The sequence below is a fragment of the Streptomyces sp. NPDC002790 genome, assembly GCF_040295505.1.
In the GTDB taxonomy this organism is placed as follows: Bacteria; Actinomycetota; Actinomycetes; order Streptomycetales; family Streptomycetaceae; genus Streptomyces.
The window spans coordinates 45,188-66,963 of record NZ_JBEOVM010000023.1 but is presented as its reverse complement, the minus strand read 5'-3'; the positions used below and the strand labels follow the sequence as shown (position 1 = coordinate 66,963).

The following is a 21,776-nucleotide window of genomic DNA, read 5'->3' as shown; positions in this document are numbered from 1 at the left end:
GACCCCCGGCGCCCCCGGATCTAGTCCTCCGGAAGCTCCACCGGCGCGATCTCCTCGAACACGTCGCCCGGGCCGGGGTTGGACGCGTCCGTGCTGCCCCCGAGGTGGTGCATGACGCCCCACACCGCGTTCAGCGCGGTCTGCACGGCGCCCTCGGCCCAGCCGGCCGTCCACGAGATGTCGTCACCGGCGAGGAAGATGCCCCGCCGGTCCTCGGGCAGGGTCTCCTGCACGAAGTGCGTGAACAGGCGGCGCTGGTAGCGGTAGTGGCCGGGCAGGTTCGCCTTGAACGCGCCCATGAAGTACGGCTCGTTCTCCCAGGACACGGTCACCGGGTTGCCGATGATGTGCTTGCGGATGTCGACCTTCGGATAGATCTCGCCGAGCGACTTCAGCATCACTTCGAGCCGCTCGTTCGCGGACAGCGGCAGCCACTTGAGGCTGTCGTCGCACCACGTGTAGGAGAGGCAGATCGTGGCGGGCTTGTCCGGCCCGTCGTCGAGGAGGTAGGTGCCGCGCGTCATCCGGTCCGTCAGCGTCATCGACATGACGTCACGGCCGGTGTCCTCGTCCTTGTCCAGCCAGAACGGCCGGTCGACCGGCACGAACAGCTTGCTCGACTCCATGTAGTGCGTGCGCTCGATCGCCGTCCAGTGGTCGATCGGGAACAGCGAGTCGTCGCAGTCCACCTTGGACAGCAGCATCCACGACTGTGCGGTGAAGATCGCCGCCTTGTACGTACGGATGTCGCCGTCGGCGTCCGTGACGGTGATGTGGTTGCCGGCGGTGCGGGACAGCCGGGTCACGGCCGGGCGCGGCGTGCCGTCCACGTGCAGGGTGGACAGCGAGGTTCCCTGCGCCCAGTGCACGATCTTCTCCGGCGCACGCTCCCACAGCCGCAGCGGCAGCTGCTGCGAGCCGCCCTCGATGCCGCGGTGGTGGTCGTCGGCCTCGGTGTAGACGACGCGCAGGATCTCCAGGATGGAGTTCGGGAAGTCGGTGTCCCAGCCACCCGTGCCGAAGCCGACCTGGCCGAAGATCTCCCGGTGCCGGAAGGACTTGAACGCGTCCGACTCGCAGAGGAACCCGTAGAACGTCTGGTTGTCGAGCTTCTCGACGAGCCGGCCCCAGATCTCGCGGATGCGCGGCACGTCGCGCTCGCGCATCGCCTGGTTCATGTCGGAGAAGTCGGCGCCCTCGTCGAGGCACTTGTTCCACGCCTCGGCGACGTCCCGGTACACCTGCGGCAGATCGGCGATCGTCTCGGCGTAGTGGGACTCGCCCTTGAGGTCGACGACGGTCGAAGGCGTGGCCTCCGAGAGGGGGTTGGGGAACGCCCGCGTCTTCAGATCCACCATGTCGATGTAGTGCTGCAACGCCGTCGACGACGGCGGGAAGCGCATCGCGCCCATCTCGGCGGTCAGGCCGGAGGCCGCGGCAGGGGTGCCCTCGAAGCCGACCGTACGCAGCCGGCCGCCGATCTCGTCCGCCTCGTACACGACGGGCTTGAGGCCCATCTTCATCAGCTCGTACGCGGCGACGATGCCGGACAGGCCACCGCCGATGACCGCGACCTCGGTGCCGTGCTCGGTCGCGGGTATCTGGCCGAGGCCGGCCGGGTGGGCGAGGAAGTCGTCGTACGCGTACGGGAAGTCCGGCCCGAACATCGTGATGGGCGGCTGGCCCTCGGTGTGCTGGGCGGCGGTGGGCACCGTGGACGTCATGGGGTACGGGCTCCTTGCGGGTACTGAAGTGCGGGGCAGGTAGCGGGAGTTGAGGCGGTGTCGGGGTCGTCGGGCCTCAGGAGGTGAGCGGGCCGTACAGCTCCGGGCGGCGGTCGCTCAGGTACGGGTTGGCCGCGCGGGAGGCGGCGAGAAGGTCGGAGTCGACGTCGGCGATCACGAGCTCCTCGCCCCGGCCCGCGCGGGCGCGCGCCACACCGTCGGGCCCGGCGAGCGTGGAGAGCCCGACGAACTCGAACTCCCCTTCCGCACCGACCCTGTTGACGTACGCGACGTACATCTGGTTCTCGAAGGCGCGCACCGGCACGACCGATTCGGCGACGAACTGGAAGGGGTGCATCTGCGCCGTCGGCACGAGCAGCAGGTCGGTGCCCGCGAGGGCGTGCGCCCGGACGTTCTCCGGGAACTCGACGTCGTAGCAGATCATCAGGCCGACCCGCAGACCGTTCAACTCGGCCTGCACGACCGGCTGTTCACCGGGCGTGAACTGCTCGCGCTCGAAGCAGCCGAAGAGGTGCGTCTTGCGGTAGTTGGCGAGGCGGGCGCCGTCGGCGGAAATCAGCTGTACGGAGTTGAAGACCGCGTCGCCGATGTCCCCCGCGCGCTCCGGGTAGCCGTACGCGACGGCGATCCCGTGCCGGTGGGCCAGCTCGGCGACCGCGTCGGCCGCGTACCCGTCGGCGGGCTCGGCGAGCCGGTCCACGTCGTCACCGATCGCGTACCCGGTCAGGAACATCTCCGAGGTCACGAGGGCCCCGGCGCCCGCGGCGGCGGCCCGGCCCGCGGCGGCGTCGAGAACCTTGAGGTTCGCGGCGGTGGAGCCGGGGTGTCCTGAGCTCTGGAGCAGGGCGGTGCGCATGGGTGTCCTCAACCGGTACGGGGCGGGGTTCGGGGTCACCAAAAAGCTACGGGGGCCCGCCACCGCGGACAAGAAGCACCTGTTGCACGCTGCCGAGCTGTTCGTTGCGCGATTTTCCCGCCGAACGGCGATTCGTTGCGCGGGGCCCGGGGCCTCACGGAGTGGCTACGCGGGCGAACCCGAGGTGAACCGCCTCATCAGCGGCGACAGCACCAGCACCGACTTCGTCCGCTCGACGAACGGCTCCCCCGCGATCCGTTCCAGGACCCGCTCGAAGTGCCGCATGTCGGAGGCGAAGATCTGGACGATCGCGTCCGCCTCACCGGTGACGGTGGAGGCGGACACGACCTCGGGGTACCGCTCCAGGCCCCGCCGGATCGACTCCGGCGAGGTGTTGGAGCGGCAGTAGATCTCGATGAACCCCTCGGTCTCCCAGCCGAGCGCGGCCGGGTCGACGCGCACCGTGAACCCGGTGATCGCGCCGGTGGCCCGCAGCCGGTCCACGCGGCGCTTCACGGCGGGCGCGGACAGGCCGACGAGCTGGCCGATGTCCGCGTAGGAGCGGCGGGCGTCCTCGGCGAGGGCGTGCACGATGCGTTCGTCGAGATCGTTCAGCACGGCAGGAGGTTCACTTTTCTGCGTCCACGGGAGCGGTGTCCGGGCGAGCCAGGCGAGAGCGGCGCATCCCGTAACTGAAGTAGAACACGAGGCCGACGACCATCCAGACACCGAAGACGATCCAGGTGATAGCGGACAGGCTGCCCATCATCCACACACAGAGCGCGAAGCCGATGATCGGCAGGACCGGCGAAAGCGGCACGCGGAAGGTGCGCTTCATGTCGGGGCGGGTCCGGCGCAGCATGATCACGGCGATGTTGACCAGGGCGAACGCGAAGAGCGTGCCGATGCTGGTGGCGTCGGCGAGCTGGCCGAGCGGAACGGCGGCCGCGAGGACACCGCAGAACAGGGACACGATGACCGTGTTGGCGCGCGGCGCCCCGGTCTTCGGGTGCACCTTCGAGAACACCTTGGGCACGAGGCCGTCGCGGGACATCGCGAACAGCACGCGGGTCTGCCCGTAGAGCACGGTGAGCACGACGGACGCGATGGCGATGACGGCACCGGCGGCGAGCACCGTGCCCCAGAAGGGCTGTCCCGTGACGTCCTTCATGATCGCGGCGAGCGTCGCCTCGGAGTCGGTGAAGCGCGTCCACTTGCGGGCGCCCACGGCGACGGCGGCCACGAGGACGTACAGCGCGGTGACGATGATCAGCGACAGCATGATGGCGCGCGGCAGGTCGCGCTGCGGGTTCTTCGCCTCCTCACCGGCGGTGGAGGCGGCGTCGAAGCCGATGTACGAGAAGAAGAGCGTGGCGCCCGCGGCGCTCACGCCCGCCATGCCGAGCGGCATGAAGTCCGCGTAGTTGCCGGACTTGAAACCCATGAAGCCGATGACGCAGAAGAGGATCAGGGCCGCGATCTTCACGGCGACCATGATGCTGTTGGCCCGCGCGGACTCCTTGGCGCCGCCCAGCAGGAACACCATGGCGAGCAGCACCACGATGAGCGCGGGCAGGTTGAAGATCCCGCCGTCACCGGGCGGCGCGGACAGCGCATCCGGGATGGTGACGCCGATCGTCCCGTCGAGCAGCTCGTTGAGGTACTCGCCCCAGCCGACGGCGACCGCGGCGACCGAGACCCCGTACTCCAGGACCAGACACCAGCCGCACACCCAGGCCAGAAGTTCGCCCATCGTTGCGTACGCATACGAGTAGGAGGAGCCGGCGACCGGGATGGTGCCGGCCAGTTCGGCGTACGAGAGCGCCGAGAACAGCGCGGTGAGACCGGCGATCACGAAGGACAGCGTGACGGCGGGACCGGCCTTCGGTACGGCCTCCCCGAGCACCACGAAGATGCCGGTGCCGAGCGTGGCACCGATGCTGATCATGGTCAGCTGCCAGAGCCCGAGGGAGCGCCGCAGCGATCCGCCCTCGCCCTGGCCGCCCTCCGCGACCAGCAGATCCACCGGTTTGCGCCGCATGAGGCGGGCGCCGAATCCCGCTGACGCCGGGGCGGCTTGCGGGGTGCGCGGGGGTGCGCCGTGATCGAGCACGGACTGGCTCCTTGATCGCTGCCGGGAGGGTTGACCGCAGCGAGGGGGACGCGGCGGAGCACACCCGTCATACGGGCCCCGCCGAGCAGGCCGAACCCCCGCCACGCAACGTACAGCGGATGACTCTAGAGGAGTTCTCTTCTCAGGTGTAATGCAGCAACCTTGCGCAGTCGCGCATGATCGTTGCGCTACGTCCACGGAGCCGAAGGATTGTTGCGCGCGAGCTTTGGTCCGTTGCGTACGGATTGAGCGGAAACGACGGAACCCCGCGCCCCTCGGGAGAGGGGACGCGGGGTTCGCGGCGGGGTGCGGGAGGTGTCAGCTCCAGCTGGCGTGCAGCGGCTTGCCCTCGGCGTAGCCGGCGGCGGACTGGATGCCGATGGTGGCGCGCTGCTCGAACTCCGCGAGCGAGTTGGCACCGGCGTACGTGCAGGAGGAGCGGACGCCCGCGATGACCGAGTCGATCAGGTCCTCGACGCCCGGACGCTCCGGGTCGAGGAACATCCGCGAGGTGGAGATGCCCTCCTCGAAGAGCGCCTTGCGAGCGCGGTCGTAGGCGGACTCGTCGCTCGTCCGGTTCTTCACGGCGCGCGCGGAGGCCATGCCGAAGGACTCCTTGTAGGCACGGCCCTTGGCGTCGTGCTGCAGGTCGCCCGGGGACTCGTACGTCCCCGCGAACCAGGAACCGATCATCACGTTCGACGCACCGGCCGCGAGCGCCATGGCGACGTCGCGCGGGTGCCGCACGCCGCCGTCGGCCCACACGTTCTTGCCGTACTTCTTGGCCTCGGCGGCGCACTCCAGGACGGCGGAGAACTGCGGCCGGCCGACGCCGGTCATCATGCGGGTCGTGCACATGGCACCGGGCCCGACACCGACCTTGATGATGTCGGCGCCTGCCTCGATCAGATCCTTGACGCCCTCCGCGGCCACGATGTTGCCGGCCACGATCGGCACCTGCGGGTCGAGCGCGCGGACCTTCCTGATGGCCTCGATCATCGACTCCTGGTGCCCGTGGGCCGTGTCGATGACGAGCGTGTCCGCACCGGCGTCGAGCAGCTGCTGCGCCTTGCCCGCCACGTCGCCGTTGATGCCGACGGCGGCGGCGATGCGCAGCTTGCCGTTGGCGTCGGTGGCCGGGGTGTAGAGGGTCGCGCGCAGGGCGCCGGTACGCGTCAGGATGCCGGCGAGCCGGCCTTCCCTGTCCACGGCCGGGGCGTAGCGGCGGTTGGCGCCGTCCAGCTTGTTGAAGGCGTCGCGCGGGTCGATGTCCGCGTCGAGCAGCAGCAGGTCCTTCGCCATGACCTCGGACAGCTGCGTGAAGCGGTCGACGCCGGTCAGGTCCTGGTCGGTGACGACACCGACGGGGCGCCGCTCGCCGTCGACGACAACACCGGCGTTGTGCGCGCGCTTGTTGAGCAGCGCCAGGGCGTCCGCGACGGTCTGCGTCGGCGCGAGGACGATCGGGGTGTCGAGCACCAGGTGGCGCGTCTTGACCCAGGAGATGACCTCGGTGACGACCTCGATCGGGATGTCCTGCGGAATGACGACGAGTCCGCCGCGCCGGGCGACCGTCTCCGCCATCCGCCGCCCGGCGATCGCGGTCATGTTGGCGACGACCAGCGGGATCGTGGTCCCCGTACCGTCCGGCGACGAAAGATCCACGGCCTGCCGGGAGCCGACTGCGCTCCGGCTCGGCACCATGAAGACGTCGTCGTACGTCAGGTCGTACGCGGGCTTGATGTCATTGAGGAAACGCACGTGCGGACATCCCAGTCGGTAGAAGGGGGCCCCAGAAGTCTGCTCCCGGAGCACAAAGCACGTACTTCATTTTCCCATGCCGGCCGGAGGTGCGTCTTCGGGCCGAACGTCCCAAGGTCAGGGGTCAGGCTTGGATGATCATCCCAGTTCGAAGCGGATCCGCGCGGCCGACGCCTGTGCGAACACCTCACGGGCGATCTCCCACTGCTCCGGGTGCCGCGCCTCGAACTCGGCCCACCCGGTCACGACCACCGCGAGCGCCTCGCCCTCGGGAACCTCGGGCAGCTGCCCCGGATCGCCGAGGGCGTCGGCCAGGGCGTCCCAGTTCCGCCCGAACCACGACGGCAGCCCGAGCGCGACGGCACACCGCTCCATGAACCCGTCCTTGTCGACCACGCCCTGAAGATCCAGCCGCCGCACACCCACGGGTTCCTCCGTTTCAAGCCCGGCCGCCGATTTGAGCCACTTCAAGCCCCGCCGGCGATTGAGGCGCATCCTTTAAGCCCCTGCGGCGATTGAGCAGCGGGGTCCGGGGCAGAGCCCCGTGACCGCAACCCCGCCTCCGACCTCACACCCCGTCGGGATCCGCCCGCTGCAACGCCGGCTTCGGCGCCGACCCGGCCGCCAGCAAGAAGTCCGCCGCAGCGGTATCGGTGACCAAGGAGGTGACCAGCCCCGACCGCAACACCGCGTCAATGGCGGCAGCCTTCCGCTGCCCACCCGCGATCGCCACGACCTCCGGTATCCGCCGGAGGCGATCCGCCTCGACGGTGATGCACCGCTCCCCCAGGTCCCGCCCGACCCGCCGCCCCTGCGCGTCGAACAGGTGCGCAGACATCTCCGCGGCGACACCGAGCGACGCGTAGTGCGCACGCTCCTCGTCGCTCAGCATGTCGTGCACGGTGGAGATCCCCGGCTCCCAGGAGCCGATGGACACGCACGCGACCGTGACCTTGTCGAAGTACTCGAAGGCGCGGGCGATCCCCGTCTGGTTGCGCAGCGCCGCCGCCGTCGCGGCGTCCGGCAGCAGCATCGGCGCGTAGATGGGGTGCGCGTCGCCGCCCGACACCTGCGCGGCACGCCGCACGGCCTCCACGGAGCCGCGCTCCGCGGTCCCCGCGTCGTACACGCCCGTCAACTGCACGACCGTGCACGGCGGCAGCTTGTCGAGGGCGGCCGCCATGTGGATGGTGGAACGGCCCCACGCGAGGCCGAGCACATCGCCCTCGGTGACCAGCTCGCCGAGCAGCTCGGCGGCGACCTCCCCGAGGTTCTCCGGGTCGGGCGACTCGTCGATCTCCGGGGGCGACTCGACGACGACCGCATGGCGCAGCCCGTAGCGGGCCCGCAGCGCGTCGGAACGCTCGGCGTCCAACTCGGCAGGGACTCGGATCTCGATACGTACGAGATCCCGCTCGAGGGCGGTCTCGAGGACCCGCGCCACCTTGAAGCGGCTCACGCCGAACTCCTCGGCGATCTGGATCTTGGACTTGTTCTCGAGATAGAAGCGACGGGCCATGGCCGCCGCCTGCACCAGCTCCGCGGGTCCCATCCGCAGGGCCGCCCGTCCCGCCGATGATGCGGACACGGCGTTCTCCTCACTTCTCTTACGTCACGAAACTTCTCTTACGCCACGAAATCGACTGCTGCTCACGAATCGACCGCTGTCCACAATCCCGGTACGCCGTTCATCCTTGCAGATCCGACGCGGTTGATCAGCCCCGATGGACGCCGTTCACGTGCCCGCGGCTCAGTGGTCGCACGCCCAGGCCGCGGACGCCGTAGCGCCCTCCGCCTGGGTGCGCAGTGCACGTACCGCCTCCGCCGGGTCCTTCGCCCCGTAGACGGCGGAACCGGCTACGAAGACGTCGGCGCCCGCCTCGGCGCACCGCTCGATCGTCGCGGCGGACACTCCGCCGTCGACCTGCAGCCAGAGCTCCAGACCGTGCTTTCCGATCAGCTCACGGGTGCGGCGGATCTTGGGCAGCATGATGTCCAGGAACGCCTGCCCGCCGAATCCCGGCTCAACCGTCATGATCAGCAGCATGTCGAGCTCGGGGAGCAGGTCCTCGTACGGCTCGATCGGCGTCGCCGGCTTCAGGGCCATCGACGCGCGGGCGCCCTTGGCGCGGATCTCGCGCGCGAGGCGGACGGGGGCGGCGGCGGCCTCCGCGTGAAAGGTGACGGAACCGGCACCCGCTTCGACGTACTCAGGGGCCCAGCGATCGGGGTCCTCGATCATCAGATGGCAGTCCAACGGCGTGTCCGTCGCACGCGCCAGCGACTCTACGACCGGAACCCCGAGGGTCAGGTTCGGGACGAAGTGGTTGTCCATGACGTCGACATGGAGCCAATCGGCGCCTTCGGCGGCCTTTGCCTCGTCGGCAAGGCGGGCGAAGTCCGCGGAAAGGATGCTGGGGTTGATCTGCACGGCCATGCCCCAAGCGTGCCATGCCCGGAGGTGCCGCTCCGCCTCGGTACTGCCCCGTACCCGAGACCGATACCGAGCCGTGCCCGCCCGTGCCATTCTTGGCGGCTCGCAGGAGGGGCCGGCCTGAAGGTCCCTGGGGAGCACCGCGCACGACGCAGCGGGGGACGCCATGGCGGACGAGCAGGGCACAGTGAGTGCCGAGGGCACGGTGAGCAAGGCGCCCGAGCGCCGGGGCGTCGCGTGGCTGGTGTGCGGGCGGCGCAGCAAGTGGCTGGTGCTGCTGCTGTGGTTGGTGGTCATCATCGGGACGGCGCCGCTCGCCCAGAAACTCGCCGACGCCCAGGACAACGACGCGCAGTCCTGGCTGCCCGGCTCCGCGGAGTCCACCCAAGTCCTCGACCTGTCCAAGGACTTCAGGCCGGAGACCATCCCCGCCGTGGTCGTCTACGCGCGCGAGGGCGGGCTCACCGTCGCGGACCGGGCCCGGATCGCCAGGGACGTCGCCCAGATCAAGCAGCTGAGCGCCCACGGGGTGCGCGGCACGGAGACCCGCGGCCCGGTCCTCGACAAGCGGCCGGGCCCCTCGGCGGCCCAGATCTACGTACCGATCACGATGGACGCGAAGGGCTGGGAGCGGATCGCACCCGCAGTGGACTCCATCCGCGACCGGAGCGGCACGTCCGCGGACGGCCTGCAGATCCACATCACCGGCCCCGGCGGCACCTCCGCGGACTTCTCCAAGGCCTTCGAAGGCATCGACTCGACCCTCCTCTTCTCCGCGCTCGGCATCGTGATCGTGATCCTGCTGTTCACGTATCGCAGCCCGTCCCTGCTGCTCGTACCGGTATTGAGCGTGGTGGCAGCCCTGTTCACGGCGCAGGCGCTGATCTATCTCCTCGCCCAGCACGCGGGCCTGACCGTGAACGGGCAGAGCGCGGGCATCCTCACGGTGCTCGTGTTCGGCGCCGGGACGGACTACGCCCTGCTCCTGGTCGCCCGCTACCGCGAGGAGCTGCGTCGACACGAGGACCGGCACGAGTCGATGGCCCTCGCCCTGCACAGGGCGGGCCCCGCGGTGCTCGCGTCGGGCGCGACGGTCGTCCTGAGCATGCTGGTCCTGCTGACGGCCGACATGAACTCGACGCGGGGCCTCGGCCCCGTCGCGGCGATCGGCGTCGCCGTCGCCCTGCTCGCGATGCTGACGCTGTTCCCCGCCCTCCTGGTGATCTTCGGCCGCTGGCTGTTCTGGCCGGTGATCCCGCACGTGGGCTCTCCGGAACCCACCGAGCGGGGCGTGTGGGCGCGCACCGGGCGACGGATCGCGCGCCGTCCGCGCCTGGTCTGGATCGCGACGGCGGCGGCGCTCGCGCTGCTCTCCCTCGGCCTCATCCAGCTGAAGGCGGCGGGCATCAGCAACGCCGACTCGTTCACCGACAAACCCGACTCGATCGTGGGTCAGGAGATCTCGGCGGAGTACTTCCCGGCGGGCACCGGCGACCCGCTGGTCATCGTCGCGAACCAGGCGCAGGGCGAGCAGGTGCGGCGTGCGGTCGCCACGACGAAGGGCGTCGTACGCGGCAGCATCGGCGTGCCCCCGAACACAAAACCCGCGGCGGCCGGCCGGATCCTCTTCGAGGCGACGACGACCGCACCCTCCGACAGTCAAGCCGCCAAGGACACGGTGGACCGGATGCGGGCCGCGGTGCACGACGTGCCCGGCGCGGAGGCGAAGGTGGGCGGCGGCGCGGCGGCGCTGCTCGACATGGACCGGGCCACCACGCACGACAACAAGCTGGTGATCCCGCTGGTCCTGGTGGTCGTCCTGCTGATCCTCGGCCTGCTCCTACGGGCCCTGGTGGCACCGCTGTTGCTGATCGGGACGGTCGTGCTGTCCTTCGCGGCGGCGCTCGGCATCAGCGCGCTGGCCTTCCGCCACCTCTTCGACTACGCGGGCGAGTCGACGGACTTCCCGCTGTTCGTCTTCGTGTTCCTGGTGGCACTCGGCATCGACTACAACATCTTCCTCACGACCCGCATCCGTGAGGAGGCCGCGCGCCAGGGCACACGCCAGGGCGTCGTCACGGGCCTGGCCGCGACCGGCGCGGTGATCACGTCGGCGGGCCTGGTCCTCGCGGGCACCTTCGCGGCCCTCGGCACCCTCCCCATGGTCGCCTTCGCCGAAATCGGCTTCGCGGTGGCGGTGGGCATCCTCCTGGACACGTTCGTGGTGCGTTCGGTCCTGGTGACATCCTTGTTCCTGGACGCAGGCTCCCGGGTCTGGTGGCCGAACACGGTTGATCCCCCATCAAGCCTCGCCGGCAAATCACGCCCGGCCGGGCACGAATCAAGCCCCGCCGGCGATTGAGGCGCGGGGTCCGGGGCAGAGCCCCGATCTTTCACCCCGCCCCACCGCAACATCACCTACGCCGTACGCCTAATCAACGCCAAATACATCGCATCGGTCCCATGCAGATGCGGCCACAACTGCACATCCGGCCCCTCCCCCAACGCCGGCACCCCCTCGAACAACGGCCGCGCATCGACGAGTTCCGCCCCGCCGACCTGCTTCAGCACGTCATCCACGACCGCCCGCGTCTCCGCGAGATGCGGCGAGCACGTCGCGTACCCCACGACGCCCCCCACCCGCACGGAGTCGAGCGCCTTGCGCAGCAGGTCCCGTTGCAGCGGGCCGAAGCCCTGGAGGTCCTCGGGGCGCCGCCGCCACCGCGCCTCCGGACGCCGCCGCAGCGCGCCAAGTCCCGTGCAGGGCACGTCCATCAGGATCCGGTCGAACGTCCCGGGACCCCACGGCGGGCGCGTCCCGTCCGCGGCGATCACCTGATAGGGCCCCGGGTTCCCCGCGAGCGCCTTCGCGACGAGCCCGGCCCGGTGCGGCTGCTTCTCCGACGCGAGCAGCGTCGCCCCGCGCTCGGCGGCGAGCCCGGCGAGCATGGCCGCCTTGCCGCCGGGGCCCGCGCACCCGTCGAGCCACTTCTCGTCGCGTCCCTCGACCGGAGCGTTCGCGAGCGCGATGGCAACCAGCTGGCTTCCCTCGTCCTGCACACCGGCCCGCCCCGACCGGACGACGTCGAAGGACCCCGGCTCACCTCCCTCGGCGAGCCGCACGGCGTACGGCGACCAGCGCCCCGGCAGCCCCGACTCCTCGCCCACCTCGGCGAGTACGGCCTCGGCCGTGGTCCGCCCGGGCCGCGCCACGAGCGTCACCTCGGGCCGCTCGTTGTCGGCCTCCAGCAGATCCTCGATCCCGGCACGCCCGCCGCCCAGCGAGTCCCACAGGGCGGACACGACCCATCGCGGATGCGAATGCACCACGGACAGGTGGTCCTCGGGATCCTCGTCGTACGGCGGCGCGACCTTCTCCACCCACGCGTCGAGCTCGTGCTGCGAGACCTTCCGCAGCACGGCGTTGACGAACTTGGCCCGCCCGTCACCGAGCACGACGCGCGCCAGCTCGACCGACGCGGACACGGCGGCGTGCGTCGGGATCCGCGTACCGAGCAGCTGATGCACGCCGAGGTTGAGCACGTCGAGAACCGGCGGATCGACCTCCCGCAGCGGCCGGTCGATGCACGCCGCCACGATCGCGTCGTACGTCCCCTGCCTGCGCAGCGTCCCGTACACGAGCTCGGTCGCGAGCGCGGCGTCCCGCCCGTCGAAGTCGCCCTTCTCGCGGGCCTTGCGCAGCAGCGGCGGCAGCACGAGGTTCGCGTACGCGTCCCGCTCGTCCACCGCGCGCAACGCCTCGAAGGCGAGGATGCGCACGGGGTCCTTCTTGGGACGACGGTGGGGCTTGCCGGGCTTACGAGGGGGCCGGCCGGGCTGGTCGCTCAAAGGTGCTCCGCTGCTGGGATCGTACGGGCGCTCCGCACGGGGCGTACGCCGGAATCGGCGCCACGCACAGGCAGTACGCCGGGATGAACCCTCCCAGGGTACGTCCCGGCCCCGACAACGGCCCTCGCGGGCCAATCACCCCCGGCGACGCGAACCGGTGCCGGCAGGCCCGTCAGCCCAGGGTCTCCCCCTCGGCGATCCGGGTGCCCCGCGCCCAGTCCGCCGCGGCCATCGGCTTCTTGCCCTGCGCCTGCACCCAGAGCAGCTCGACGGCGCCCGAACCGGTGCCCACGTAGAGGTTCTTCTTGCCTGCGGAGATCTCACCCGGCGCGAGGTCGGTCCGGTCGGGCGCGAGGACGGCCGTGCGCACCTTGAGCCGCTCGCCGCGGAACTCGGTCCAGGCACCCGGCGCGGGCGTGCAGCCACGGACGACCCGGTCGACCCGCAGGGCCGGCGCGCGCCAGTCGATACGGGCGTCGTCCACGGTGATCTTCGGCGCGAGAGTGATGCCGTCGGCGGGCTGCGGCACGGCCTCGATCGTGCCGTCCTCGATCCCGTCCATCGTCGCGGCGAGCAGCCCGGAGCCCGCGAACGCGAGCCGGGTCAGCAGGTCGCCGCTGGTGTCGGTGGCACGGACCGCCTCGGTCACCGTCCCGTAGACGGGTCCGGAGTCGAGCCCCTCCTCGATGAGGAACGTGGACACGCCGGTGATCTCGTCACCCGCCATCACCGCGTGCTGCACGGGCGCGGCGCCGCGCCACGCGGGCAGCAGCGAGAAGTGCAGATTGACCCAGCCGTGGGAGGGCACATCGAGCGCGACCTTGGGGAGCAGCGCCCCGTACGCGACGACCGGGCAGCAGTCGGGGGCGATCTCCCGCAGCCTCGCCAGGAACTCCTCGTCGCGCGGCTTGGCCGGCTTGAGCACCTCGATGCCGGCCTCCTCGGCCCGCTGGGCGACCGGGCTCGCGACCAGGCGACGGCCGCGCCCCGCCGGTGCGTCGGGCCGGGTGACGACCGCGGCGACCTCGTGCCGGTCGGAGGCGATCAGGGCGTCCAGGGCGGGAACGGCGACCTCGGGGGTGCCTGCGAAGACGAGCTTCATCGGTGGCTGGGGCCCTTCTGACGGATCGGGCTGGATGCGGACGACCGCAACAACCGGTGCTGGCGAGCGGGCTCTGGTGCGTGCAGCTGCAAGGCGGAGGAGGGCGACAACGCGGAGCGTTGGCAACCGACGACAACGCCGAGGGGGTCCCCCTGCTCCTTAAGAGCTTGGGGGAGTGCATGCCAGAGCCCGCGACTCTAGCAAGGTCCGTCAGAAGGGCCCCAGCAGCCTCTCGCGGCAGGGTCACGGGCAGCGCACCAGTCTATGGGCGCCGTGCGGTGGGCGCGTACGGGGCGCACGCCGTGACGTGCGCCCCTCGCATATGCGGATGCGCCCGAACAGCGTGACCCCTCACCGGATGGCGCGTTGGTCAAGAAAGAGTTGACCAGTCATGGGCCGCAATCAGTCATCCGTCATCGTTCACCCGCCTTCGTCGGTGTCGCTTGACGTGAGCGTGGCCCGATCCTTTTTCATCGCCGGTTCGAGAGGCTTGTTCATGGCCGACCACGCAACCCACGACGCCCAGGCACGGGCCAGCCTGCATCTTCTTGTGCGGGACATCGAGCGGGTCCGCCGTCAGGTGGATGCGCTGCGCACCCTCACCGCACAGCTGGGCAACGTCTACCGCCCGCGCCGCTCAGGCCCCTCCGCGGGGTTCGTCGTATACGGGAGGGCGCCCGCCCCCACCGTCCGTCTCGCCCAGGAACTGCGCGACAGCGTCGAGACGTTGGTCACCGCAGCCGTGGACTTCGACCGTTCGCTGGGGTTCTCGTGGGACGCGGTGGGCTCCGCGCTCGGCGTCACGAAGCAGGCGGTGCACCGCAGGTACGGGGCGCGCAGGGCGGTCACCCAGGCGGCGGCCGAGGCCGAGCGCGGGGCGGAGGTGCCGGTGTCGCCGACGTCCGCCGTGCCGTCCCCGGCGCAGTCCGTGCGACCTCCCGTGCCCATGGGAGCGGGCCCGCTGTCATCGGTCCCCGCCGCCCGCGCCCTGCCCACCCAGCCGACCGTGGGCACCACGGGCCTGCGCGACGACCCACGCCCCAACGCCTTCCCGGGCCCCCGACACGGCTGACCCCCGCGCCGCCCCACCTTGGGCACCCTGCCGCTTTGAGCACCCTGCCGCTTTGGGCACCCTGCAGCCTCGGGCACCCTGCCGCCTTGCGCACCCTGCAGCCTCGGGCCACCCTGCCGCCTTGGGCAATCTGCCGCCTTGGGCGGCAGGGTGGGCAAGGCGGCACCCCGGTGCGGCGCCCCCTGCGGGTGGCCTCAACCACGGTGCCGCCCGACCCGGCCCCGCCCAGCCCCGCCCCCGCAGCCCGCCGCCGACGGCCCACCGCTCACCCGATGTCGAGCGGATCCACCCGCACCCGTACCGGCTCGCCCGCCCCCCGGGCCATCCGCGCCGCCTGCGCCTGCTTCAAGGCTCGCGCGAGCACCGCCCCACTCCCCGGCGGAACCCGCACAAGCACCCGCTCCCACTCCTCCCCGACCGGCGGCCCCCCGCCCCTCCGCCCCCCACCCGGTATCGCCGAAGGCACCGGCACGGGCCCCAACACCTCCGCGTCCCCCGGAAGTTCCACCGCCCCCATGAACCCGGCGACCGCCTCCGCCGTCCCCGAGACCGCCGCCATCCGCGACACCGGCGGAAACCCGAGCTCGGCCCGCTCATCCAGCTCCCGCACCGCATGCCCCACGGGATCCCACCGCACCAGCGCCTGCACGGGCCGCAACGTGGGCTCGGCGACCACGACCACCGCGCCGCCCACCTCCTGGGGCCGCACCAGCGCGGACGCCGCGATCCACCGCCGCAGCGCCTCCTCGCCCGCCCGCAGATCGGCCCGGCCCAACATCGCCCACCCGTCGAGCAGCAGCGCCGCCGCGTATCCGCCCTCGGCGACCGGCTCGGCCCCGGGCGTACTCACGACGAGCGCGGGCGTCCCCGGAACCGTGTCGAGCACCTGCTCCCGCCCCGACGTCCGCACCGGCACAGCGGAGAACGCCCGGCCCAACTCCTCGGCGGTGCGCCGCGCCCCGACGACCTGCGCCCGCAACCGGGTACCCCCGCACTCGGCACACTGCCAGCGCCCTTCCTCGCGCCCGCACCACCCGCACGCGAGCACGCCGGTCGCCTCCCGCGCCTCCAACGGCCCCGCGCACTGCCGGCACCGGGCGGGCTCACGACACCGCTGACAGGCGAGCCGCGGAACGTACCCCCGCCTCGGCACCTGCACCAGCACAGGCCCCTCGCGCAACGCGGTACGCGCCACCTCCCACGCGAGACTCGGCAACCGAGCGGCCCGCGCGGCCTCGTCCCGCGCCACGTCCCGGTCCCCCACGGTGCGTACGAGCGGAGCGACCCGCCGTACGACGTCCCGCGGCGCGCTCAGGGCGGCGGCCCACCCACTGCGCACCAGCTGGGCCGCCTCGACCGTGCAGCTCCAACTCCCCAGCAGGAAGGCGCACTTGTCGCGCGTGGCCCGCAGCTCCAGGACCTCCCGCACGTGCGGGAAAGGCGCGTGATCATCGCTGTGGTGCTGGTCCCCGTCCTCCCAGAGCACGACCAGGCCCACGTCCCGTACGGGAGCGAACATGGCGGCCCGCGTCCCCACGACAGCCCGCACCGCCCCCCGCCGCACAGCAAGCCACTCGGAGTACCGGCGCTGCTGCCCGGCGTCGGCCGTCAACAGCGCATGCTGCCCCTCCCCCAACTCCTCCCGCAGCGCGGCGTCGACACGCGCCGCGAGCCGCACCGTCGGCACGACGACCAGGGCCCCCCGCCCCGACGCGAGCGTCGCCCGCACGGCCCGAGCGATCTCGCCGGCCCACTCGGGCCCGGGCAGCGCGGTCCACACGGCTCGCGGCGCACCGCCCGCGGCCAGCGACGTCAGGAAGTCGGCCCCCCGCTCGTACCGCGCCCAGGACCCCGCCTCCGGAGCCCCCGGCGGCGCGGGCGGAGCGGCGAACTCCCGCGCCTCGGCCTTGGCATGCCGAGGCGGAATCGCCAGCTGCAGGACATCGGCAAGGCTCCCCGCATAGCGATCGGCGACGGCCCGGGTCAGCCCGAGCAACTCCGCATCGAGCACGGGTTCGGGCGACACGACCTGCGCGAGCGCGGCCAGCGGGCCCTGATACTCGGCCTCGTCCACCCGCTCGATGAGAAACCCGTCAATCAGCCCGCCCCCTTCACGCCGCCCGTCCCGCACGTTCCGGTTCCCCGCCCCGAACCGCACCCGCACCCGCACGCCCGGCTGCGCGACGGCGTCCAGCTCCTTCGGCACGGCGTACTCGAAGTACCGGTCGAGATGCAGCACCCCCTTGTCCACGAGCACTCGCGCCACCGGCGACTCCTCGGCCAGCGGCGCCCCCCGCCACGTCCGCGGCTTCGCCTTCGGCGCTTTGGCGGCCCGCACGCTCTCCCGGATCAACGCAAGCTGCTCCGGCTCCCCGCCCTCGTCGCCCCTGTCGTTCTCGCTGCTCACACGTGCATTCCTACCAGAGCGGACTGACAGTCAGCCTGTCCCGAAGCGGCCCGCGAACGCCGAAGGGCCCGGCCCTCCCGAAGGAGAACCGGGCCCCACGGGCCGTTCAATGACTCAAGGCCTACAGGCCCGCGGCCTTGCGCAGCGCGTCCACGCGGTCCGTCTTCTCCCACGTGAATTCGGGCAGCGCGCGCCCGAAGTGGCCGTACGCGGCCGTCTTGGAGTAGATCGGGCGGAGCAGGTCGAGGTCGCGGATGATCGCGGCCGGGCGGAGGTCGAAGACCTCGGAGATCGCGGCCTCGATCTTGTCCGTGTCGATCGTCGCCGTACCGAAGGTCTCCACGAAGAGACCGACCGGCTCGGCCTTGCCGATCGCGTACGCGACCTGGACCTCGCAGCGCGCGGCGAGACCCGAGGCTACGACGTTCTTGGCGACCCAGCGCATCGCGTACGCGGCCGAGCGGTCGACCTTGGACGGGTCCTTGCCGGAGAAGGCGCCGCCGCCGTGGCGGGCGTAACCGCCGTACGTGTCGATGATGATCTTGCGGCCGGTCAGACCGGCGTCGCCCATCGGGCCGCCGATCTCGAAGCGGCCGGTCGGGTTGACCAGCAGGCGGTAGTTCTCGGTCTCCAGCTTGATGCCGTCGTCGAGCAGCGCCTTCAGCTCCGGCTCCACCACGAACTCGCGGATGTCGGGGGCGAGGAGGGAGTCCAGGTCGATGTCGCTCGCGTGCTGCGAGGAGACCACGACCGTGTCCAGACGGACCGCCTTGTCGCCGTCGTACTCGATGGTGACCTGGGTCTTGCCGTCGGGGCGCAGGTAAGGGATCGTCCCGTTCTTGCGCACCTCGGAGAGGCGCCGCGAGAGGCGGTGCGCGAGGTGGATCGGGAGCGGCATGAGCTCCGGCGTCTCGTCGCACGCGTAGCCGAACATCAGGCCCTGGTCGCCCGCGCCCTGCTTGTCGAGCTCGTCCTCATCGCCCTCGACACGCTTCTCGTACGCGGTGTCGACGCCCTGCGCGATGTCGGGCGACTGCGAACCGATGGAGACCGAGACGCCGCAGGACGCGCCGTCGAAGCCCTTCTTCGACGAGTCGTAGCCGATCTCGAGGATCTTGTCGCGCACGAGCTGCGCGATCGGCGCGTACGCCTTCGTGGTCACCTCGCCGGCCACGTGGACCTGGCCGGTGGTGATCAGCGTCTCGACGGCGACGCGGGACGAGGGGTCCTCGCGGAGCAGCGCGTCGAGAATGGTGTCGCTGATCTGGTCAGCGATCTTGTCGGGGTGACCCTCGGTGACGGACTCCGAGGTGAACAGGCGACGGGACACAACGCTCCCTGTGGTTGCAGCGGCTGCTGGCTGATCATTTGACGGATGGTGCGGGGGGCTGCACCCGACACCGTCCGGGAACAGTTTATCGGTCGTGCTCGGTCGCAGGGTCACGTGTCTCGCCCACTGGGAGCGCTGTGACCTGCGACACCGCATTGTGCGATACGACGATCGGTCTTCGGAAGGGTACCGCCCGCCCGAAATTGGCGTGTTTTCGGGGTTTCCCCGGGTCAGACGGGGTGGATGTGAATTTCACGCACCGATGGGTTCCGCGCGTGTTCGACAAGGATTCAGTCGGCCGTCGCGGGCGCGAGGCGCCGCGCCGCCTCGTCCCAGATGCGGTCGGCGAGCGCTTCCTTCGGGCCGTAGGGGACCGGCGTCTCGTGCCCGTCGGCGCCCAGGATCACGGCCTCGTTCTCCTCGGAGCCGAAGGTCTTGCGCTCCCCCACCTCGTTGACGACGAGCAGGTCACAGCCCTTGCGGGCGAGCTTGGCGCGGCCGTTCGCGAGGACGTCGTCGGTCTCCGCGGCGAAGCCGACGACGACCTGCCCCGGACGGGGCCGGTCGGCGGACAGCTCCGCGAGGATGTCCGGGTTGCGCACGAGGACGATCGGCGCCGGCTCCTCGCCGTCCTTCTTCTTGATCTTCCCGGTGGCGTACGCCTCGGGGCGGAAGTCGGCGACGGCGGCGGCCATGACGACCGCGTCGGCGTCGGCGACCGCCTTGAGGGCCGCCTCGCGCAGCTGAACGGCCGTCCCTACGTGGACGACGTCGACGCCCGCCGGATCGGGAAGGTCCGCGTTCGCGGAGAGCAGCGTGACGCGGGCGCCGCGGGCCGCCGCCGTGCGGGCGAGCGCGTATCCCTGCTTTCCGGAGGAGCGGTTACCGAGGAAACGGACCGGGTCGAGGGGCTCGCGGGTGCCGCCGGCGCTGACGACCACGTGGCGGCCGACGAGGTCCTGCGGGGCGTCGCCGCGCGCGAGCACCCGGCGTGCGTACTCGAAGATCTCCGCCGGGTCGGGGAAGCGGCCCTTGCCGGTGTCGACGCCCGTGAGGCGGCCGACCGCCGGCTCGATGACGAGGGCACCGCGGCGGCGCAGCGTGGCGATGTTCTCCTGGGTGGCCGGGTGCTCCCACATCTCGGTGTGCATGGCGGGGGCGAAGACGACGGGACATCGGGCGGTGAGGAGCGTGTTCGTGAGGAGGTCGTCGGCGAGCCCGTGGGCCGCCTTGGCGAGCATGTCGGCGGTGGCCGGCGCGACGATCACGAGGTCCGCGTGCTGGCCGATGCGCACGTGCGGCACCTCGTGGACCGCGTCCCAGACCTCCGTGGAGACCGGGTTGCCGGAGAGCGCCGACCAGGTCGCGGCGCCGACGAAGTGCAGCGCCGATTCGGTCGGCACGACGCGCACGTCGTGGCCGGACTCCGTCAGTCGACGCAGCAGCTCACACGCCTTGTAGGCGGCGATTCCGCCGCTGACCCCCAGAACGACCTTCGGCTTCGACGACACCGGTTCTCCCCTGACTCGAACACGTACGAACGACAGACGTACGACTCCATGACACACCACAGGCCCGGCAGTCGCGCTGCCGGGCCTGAAGTACCGAAATCTACGAGCTACACGGGTGTTACTGAGCCGGGCCCTCGATGGCCTCGGACGTCAGCAGACCCGCGTTGATCTCGCGAAGAGCGATCGAGAGCGGCTTCTCGTGGACGTGCGTGTCCACCAGCGGGCCGACGTACTCGAGCAGGCCCTCACCGAGCTGCGAGTAGTACGCGTTGATCTGACGCGCGCGCTTGGCGGCGTAGATGACCAGGCTGTACTTCGAGTCGGTGGCCTCGAGGAGCTCATCAATCGGAGGGTTGATGATGCCCTCGGGCGCGGTGATGGTAGAGGACACTCTCTGCCTTCCGATGGGGTTAAAGATCAAAGAACTTTCATCAAGGCTAGCAGCTCAGCGGCCACGCCCTCGACAGAGGTATTGACAAGAGTGGTGTCGAACTCCGATTCGGCGGCGAGCTCCACCTTGGCGGCCCCGAGACGGCGCTCGATGACCTCCGGCGCCTCCGTACCGCGCCCGGTGAGCCGGCGGACCAGCTCGTCCCAGCTCGGCGGGGCCAGGAAGACCAGCTGCGCCTCGGGCATCGACTCCCGGACCAGGCGGGCACCCTGGAGGTCGATCTCGAGCAGCACCGGCTCCCCCGCCTCCAGGCGGTCGAGCACGGCTCTGCGCGGGGTGCCGTAACGGTTCCCCGCGAACTCGGCCCACTCGAGGAGCTCACCGTTGGCGATCAGCTTGTCCATCTCCTCGTCGGTGACGAAGAAGTACTGGACACCGTGCTGCTCGCCGGGGCGCGGCTTACGGGTCGTGGCCGACACCGAGAGCCAGACCTCAGGGTGTTCCTTGCGCATATGGGCGACAACCGTGCTCTTGCCGACCCCCGAGGGGCCGGAGAGCACGGTCAGCCGCGGACGTTCACTCATGCAGCGATTATTCCAGTTGTTCCGGAGTGCCCGGACCAGCCCCGGGGGTCAGCCCGGGACGGCCGCGGCCACTCAGGCTCCGGTGCTGCCGAACTCGCGCTCCAAAGAGGCGATCTGGTTGGAACCGAGACCGCGCACCCGGCGGGATTCGGAGATCCCGAGCCGCTCCATGATCTGCTTGGCACGGACCTTTCCCACGCCCGGCAGGGACTCGAGAAGGGCGGAGACCTTCATCTTGCCGATGACGTCGTTCTCCTGGCCCTGCTTGATGACCTCGTGGAGGGAGGCGCCGGAGTGCTTGAGTCGATTCTTGACCTCGGCCCGCTCCCGGCGAGCCGCGGCGGCCTTTTCGAGCGCGGCTGCGCGCTGTTCAGGGGTAAGGGGCGGAAGAGCCACGCCTACGTCACCTCGGATGTCGAACTGTCGGATACGGACCGGTGAGGAACCTAGTCGCCCCACACCTGGGGAGCAACGAACAACCCGCTGGCGTGCAGCTTGGCCGTTGACTCTCGACGGAGACTAGCGGGCATGGCCGCCAGAGTCAGCGAGAACAGACGAAAAGTCCTGGTCAGCCTCTGTCGAGCCGTACATTTTGGACAAATCTCCCTGTAAACAGGACAG

18 protein-coding genes are annotated in these 21,776 nt (G+C 70.9%); 2 read left to right on the top strand and 16 right to left on the bottom strand.

The genetic code is table 11. The annotated features are described in order from the left end of the window. Positions 1-20: 20 nt before the first annotated feature. The 8 genes from ABT004_RS14050 to rpe all read right to left on the bottom strand — a co-directional run bounded on the left by ABT004_RS14050 (position 21) and on the right by rpe (position 8,912). Complete coding sequence (locus tag ABT004_RS14050) at positions 21-1,724, bottom strand: flavin monoamine oxidase family protein (protein ID WP_351335601.1); 1,704 nt, start codon at positions 1,722-1,724, stop codon at positions 21-23. A 76-nt stretch (positions 1,725-1,800) separates the two neighbouring features. After that, complete coding sequence (locus ABT004_RS14045) at positions 1,801-2,601, bottom strand: carbon-nitrogen hydrolase family protein (protein WP_351335599.1); 801 nt, start codon at positions 2,599-2,601, stop codon at positions 1,801-1,803. Between the two features lie 165 nt (positions 2,602-2,766). Beyond that, positions 2,767-3,219 carry an Lrp/AsnC family transcriptional regulator gene (locus ABT004_RS14040; RefSeq protein ID WP_351335596.1) on the bottom strand — a complete coding sequence of 151 codons (453 nt, stop codon included), beginning with the start codon at positions 3,217-3,219 and terminating at the stop codon, positions 2,767-2,769. 10 nt (positions 3,220-3,229) lie between these two features. After that, a complete protein-coding gene (locus ABT004_RS14035; protein WP_351335594.1) occupies positions 3,230-4,714 on the bottom strand; it encodes an amino acid permease in 1,485 nt (494 codons plus the stop codon). A 318-nt stretch (positions 4,715-5,032) separates the two neighbouring features. After that, the gene (locus tag ABT004_RS14030; protein ID WP_351335592.1) at positions 5,033-6,475 is read right to left on the bottom strand and encodes a GuaB1 family IMP dehydrogenase-related protein; all 1,443 of its coding nucleotides are present in this window, start codon (positions 6,473-6,475) and stop codon (positions 5,033-5,035) included. 138 nt (positions 6,476-6,613) lie between these two features. After that, a complete protein-coding gene (locus ABT004_RS14025) occupies positions 6,614-6,901 on the bottom strand; it encodes a barstar family protein (protein ID WP_351335590.1) in 288 nt (95 codons plus the stop codon). A 142-nt stretch (positions 6,902-7,043) separates the two neighbouring features. Continuing rightward, a complete protein-coding gene (locus ABT004_RS14020) occupies positions 7,044-8,027 on the bottom strand; it encodes a sugar-binding transcriptional regulator (RefSeq protein ID WP_351335633.1) in 984 nt (327 codons plus the stop codon). Between the two features lie 198 nt (positions 8,028-8,225). Beyond that, positions 8,226-8,912, bottom strand: coding sequence for a ribulose-phosphate 3-epimerase (rpe, locus tag ABT004_RS14015; protein ID WP_351335587.1), 687 nt, complete (start codon positions 8,910-8,912; stop codon positions 8,226-8,228). 163 nt (positions 8,913-9,075) lie between these two features. Here rpe and ABT004_RS14010 point away from each other — a divergent pair, with 163 nt between their 5' ends. Then, the gene (locus ABT004_RS14010) at positions 9,076-11,271 is read left to right on the top strand and encodes an MMPL family transporter (RefSeq protein WP_351335585.1); all 2,196 of its coding nucleotides are present in this window, start codon (positions 9,076-9,078) and stop codon (positions 11,269-11,271) included. A 56-nt stretch (positions 11,272-11,327) separates the two neighbouring features. Here ABT004_RS14010 and ABT004_RS14005 read toward each other — a convergent pair whose 3' ends face one another. After that, positions 11,328-12,758: an RsmB/NOP family class I SAM-dependent RNA methyltransferase gene (locus tag ABT004_RS14005; RefSeq protein ID WP_351335582.1), complete on the bottom strand. Its 1,431-nt coding sequence runs from the start codon at positions 12,756-12,758 to the stop codon at positions 11,328-11,330. 172 nt (positions 12,759-12,930) lie between these two features. Further along, positions 12,931-13,860: a methionyl-tRNA formyltransferase gene (gene fmt / locus ABT004_RS14000; protein ID WP_351335580.1), complete on the bottom strand. Its 930-nt coding sequence runs from the start codon at positions 13,858-13,860 to the stop codon at positions 12,931-12,933. 496 nt (positions 13,861-14,356) lie between these two features. Between fmt and ABT004_RS13995 the strand changes: the two genes are divergently transcribed. Beyond that, on the top strand, positions 14,357-14,932 hold the full coding sequence (locus tag ABT004_RS13995) for a hypothetical protein (protein ID WP_351335579.1): 576 nt from the start codon (positions 14,357-14,359) through the stop codon (positions 14,930-14,932). Positions 14,933-15,197: 265 nt separating this feature from the next. Here ABT004_RS13995 and ABT004_RS13990 read toward each other — a convergent pair whose 3' ends face one another. The 6 genes from ABT004_RS13990 to ABT004_RS13965 all read right to left on the bottom strand — a co-directional run bounded on the left by ABT004_RS13990 (position 15,198) and on the right by ABT004_RS13965 (position 21,551). Next, entirely contained in the window at positions 15,198-17,339 is a 2,142-nt protein-coding gene (locus tag ABT004_RS13990; protein WP_351335576.1) for a primosomal protein N', read from the bottom strand. A 121-nt stretch (positions 17,340-17,460) separates the two neighbouring features. Continuing rightward, a complete protein-coding gene (gene metK / locus ABT004_RS13985) occupies positions 17,461-18,669 on the bottom strand; it encodes a methionine adenosyltransferase (protein ID WP_351335574.1) in 1,209 nt (402 codons plus the stop codon). 290 nt (positions 18,670-18,959) lie between these two features. Further along, entirely contained in the window at positions 18,960-20,180 is a 1,221-nt protein-coding gene (coaBC, locus tag ABT004_RS13980; protein WP_351335571.1) for a bifunctional phosphopantothenoylcysteine decarboxylase/phosphopantothenate--cysteine ligase CoaBC, read from the bottom strand. 118 nt (positions 20,181-20,298) lie between these two features. Further along, positions 20,299-20,571: a DNA-directed RNA polymerase subunit omega gene (rpoZ, locus tag ABT004_RS13975; RefSeq protein ID WP_326014223.1), complete on the bottom strand. Its 273-nt coding sequence runs from the start codon at positions 20,569-20,571 to the stop codon at positions 20,299-20,301. A 26-nt stretch (positions 20,572-20,597) separates the two neighbouring features. After that, complete coding sequence (gene gmk / locus ABT004_RS13970; RefSeq protein ID WP_351335567.1) at positions 20,598-21,155, bottom strand: guanylate kinase; 558 nt, start codon at positions 21,153-21,155, stop codon at positions 20,598-20,600. A gap of 72 nt (positions 21,156-21,227) precedes the next feature. Further along, positions 21,228-21,551, bottom strand: coding sequence for an integration host factor (locus ABT004_RS13965; RefSeq protein WP_026246651.1), 324 nt, complete (start codon positions 21,549-21,551; stop codon positions 21,228-21,230). Positions 21,552-21,776: the final 225 nt, after the last annotated feature.

Coding starts and splice junctions, on each gene's coding strand:
- fmt (WP_351335580.1), bottom strand. CDS start 13,860: ATGAAGCTCGTCTTCGCAGGCACCCCCGAGGTCGCCGTTCCCGCCCTG.
- ABT004_RS14045 (WP_351335599.1), bottom strand. CDS start 2,601: ATGCGCACCGCCCTGCTCCAGAGCTCAGGACACCCCGGCTCCACCGCC.
- ABT004_RS14020 (WP_351335633.1), bottom strand. CDS start 8,027: ATGGGACCCGCGGAGCTGGTGCAGGCGGCGGCCATGGCCCGTCGCTTC.
- ABT004_RS13995 (WP_351335579.1), top strand. CDS start 14,357: ATGGCCGACCACGCAACCCACGACGCCCAGGCACGGGCCAGCCTGCAT.
- gmk (WP_351335567.1), bottom strand. CDS start 21,155: ATGAGTGAACGTCCGCGGCTGACCGTGCTCTCCGGCCCCTCGGGGGTC.
- rpe (WP_351335587.1), bottom strand. CDS start 8,912: ATGGCCGTGCAGATCAACCCCAGCATCCTTTCCGCGGACTTCGCCCGC.
- ABT004_RS14050 (WP_351335601.1), bottom strand. CDS start 1,724: ATGACGTCCACGGTGCCCACCGCCGCCCAGCACACCGAGGGCCAGCCG.
- ABT004_RS14010 (WP_351335585.1), top strand. CDS start 9,076: ATGGCGGACGAGCAGGGCACAGTGAGTGCCGAGGGCACGGTGAGCAAG.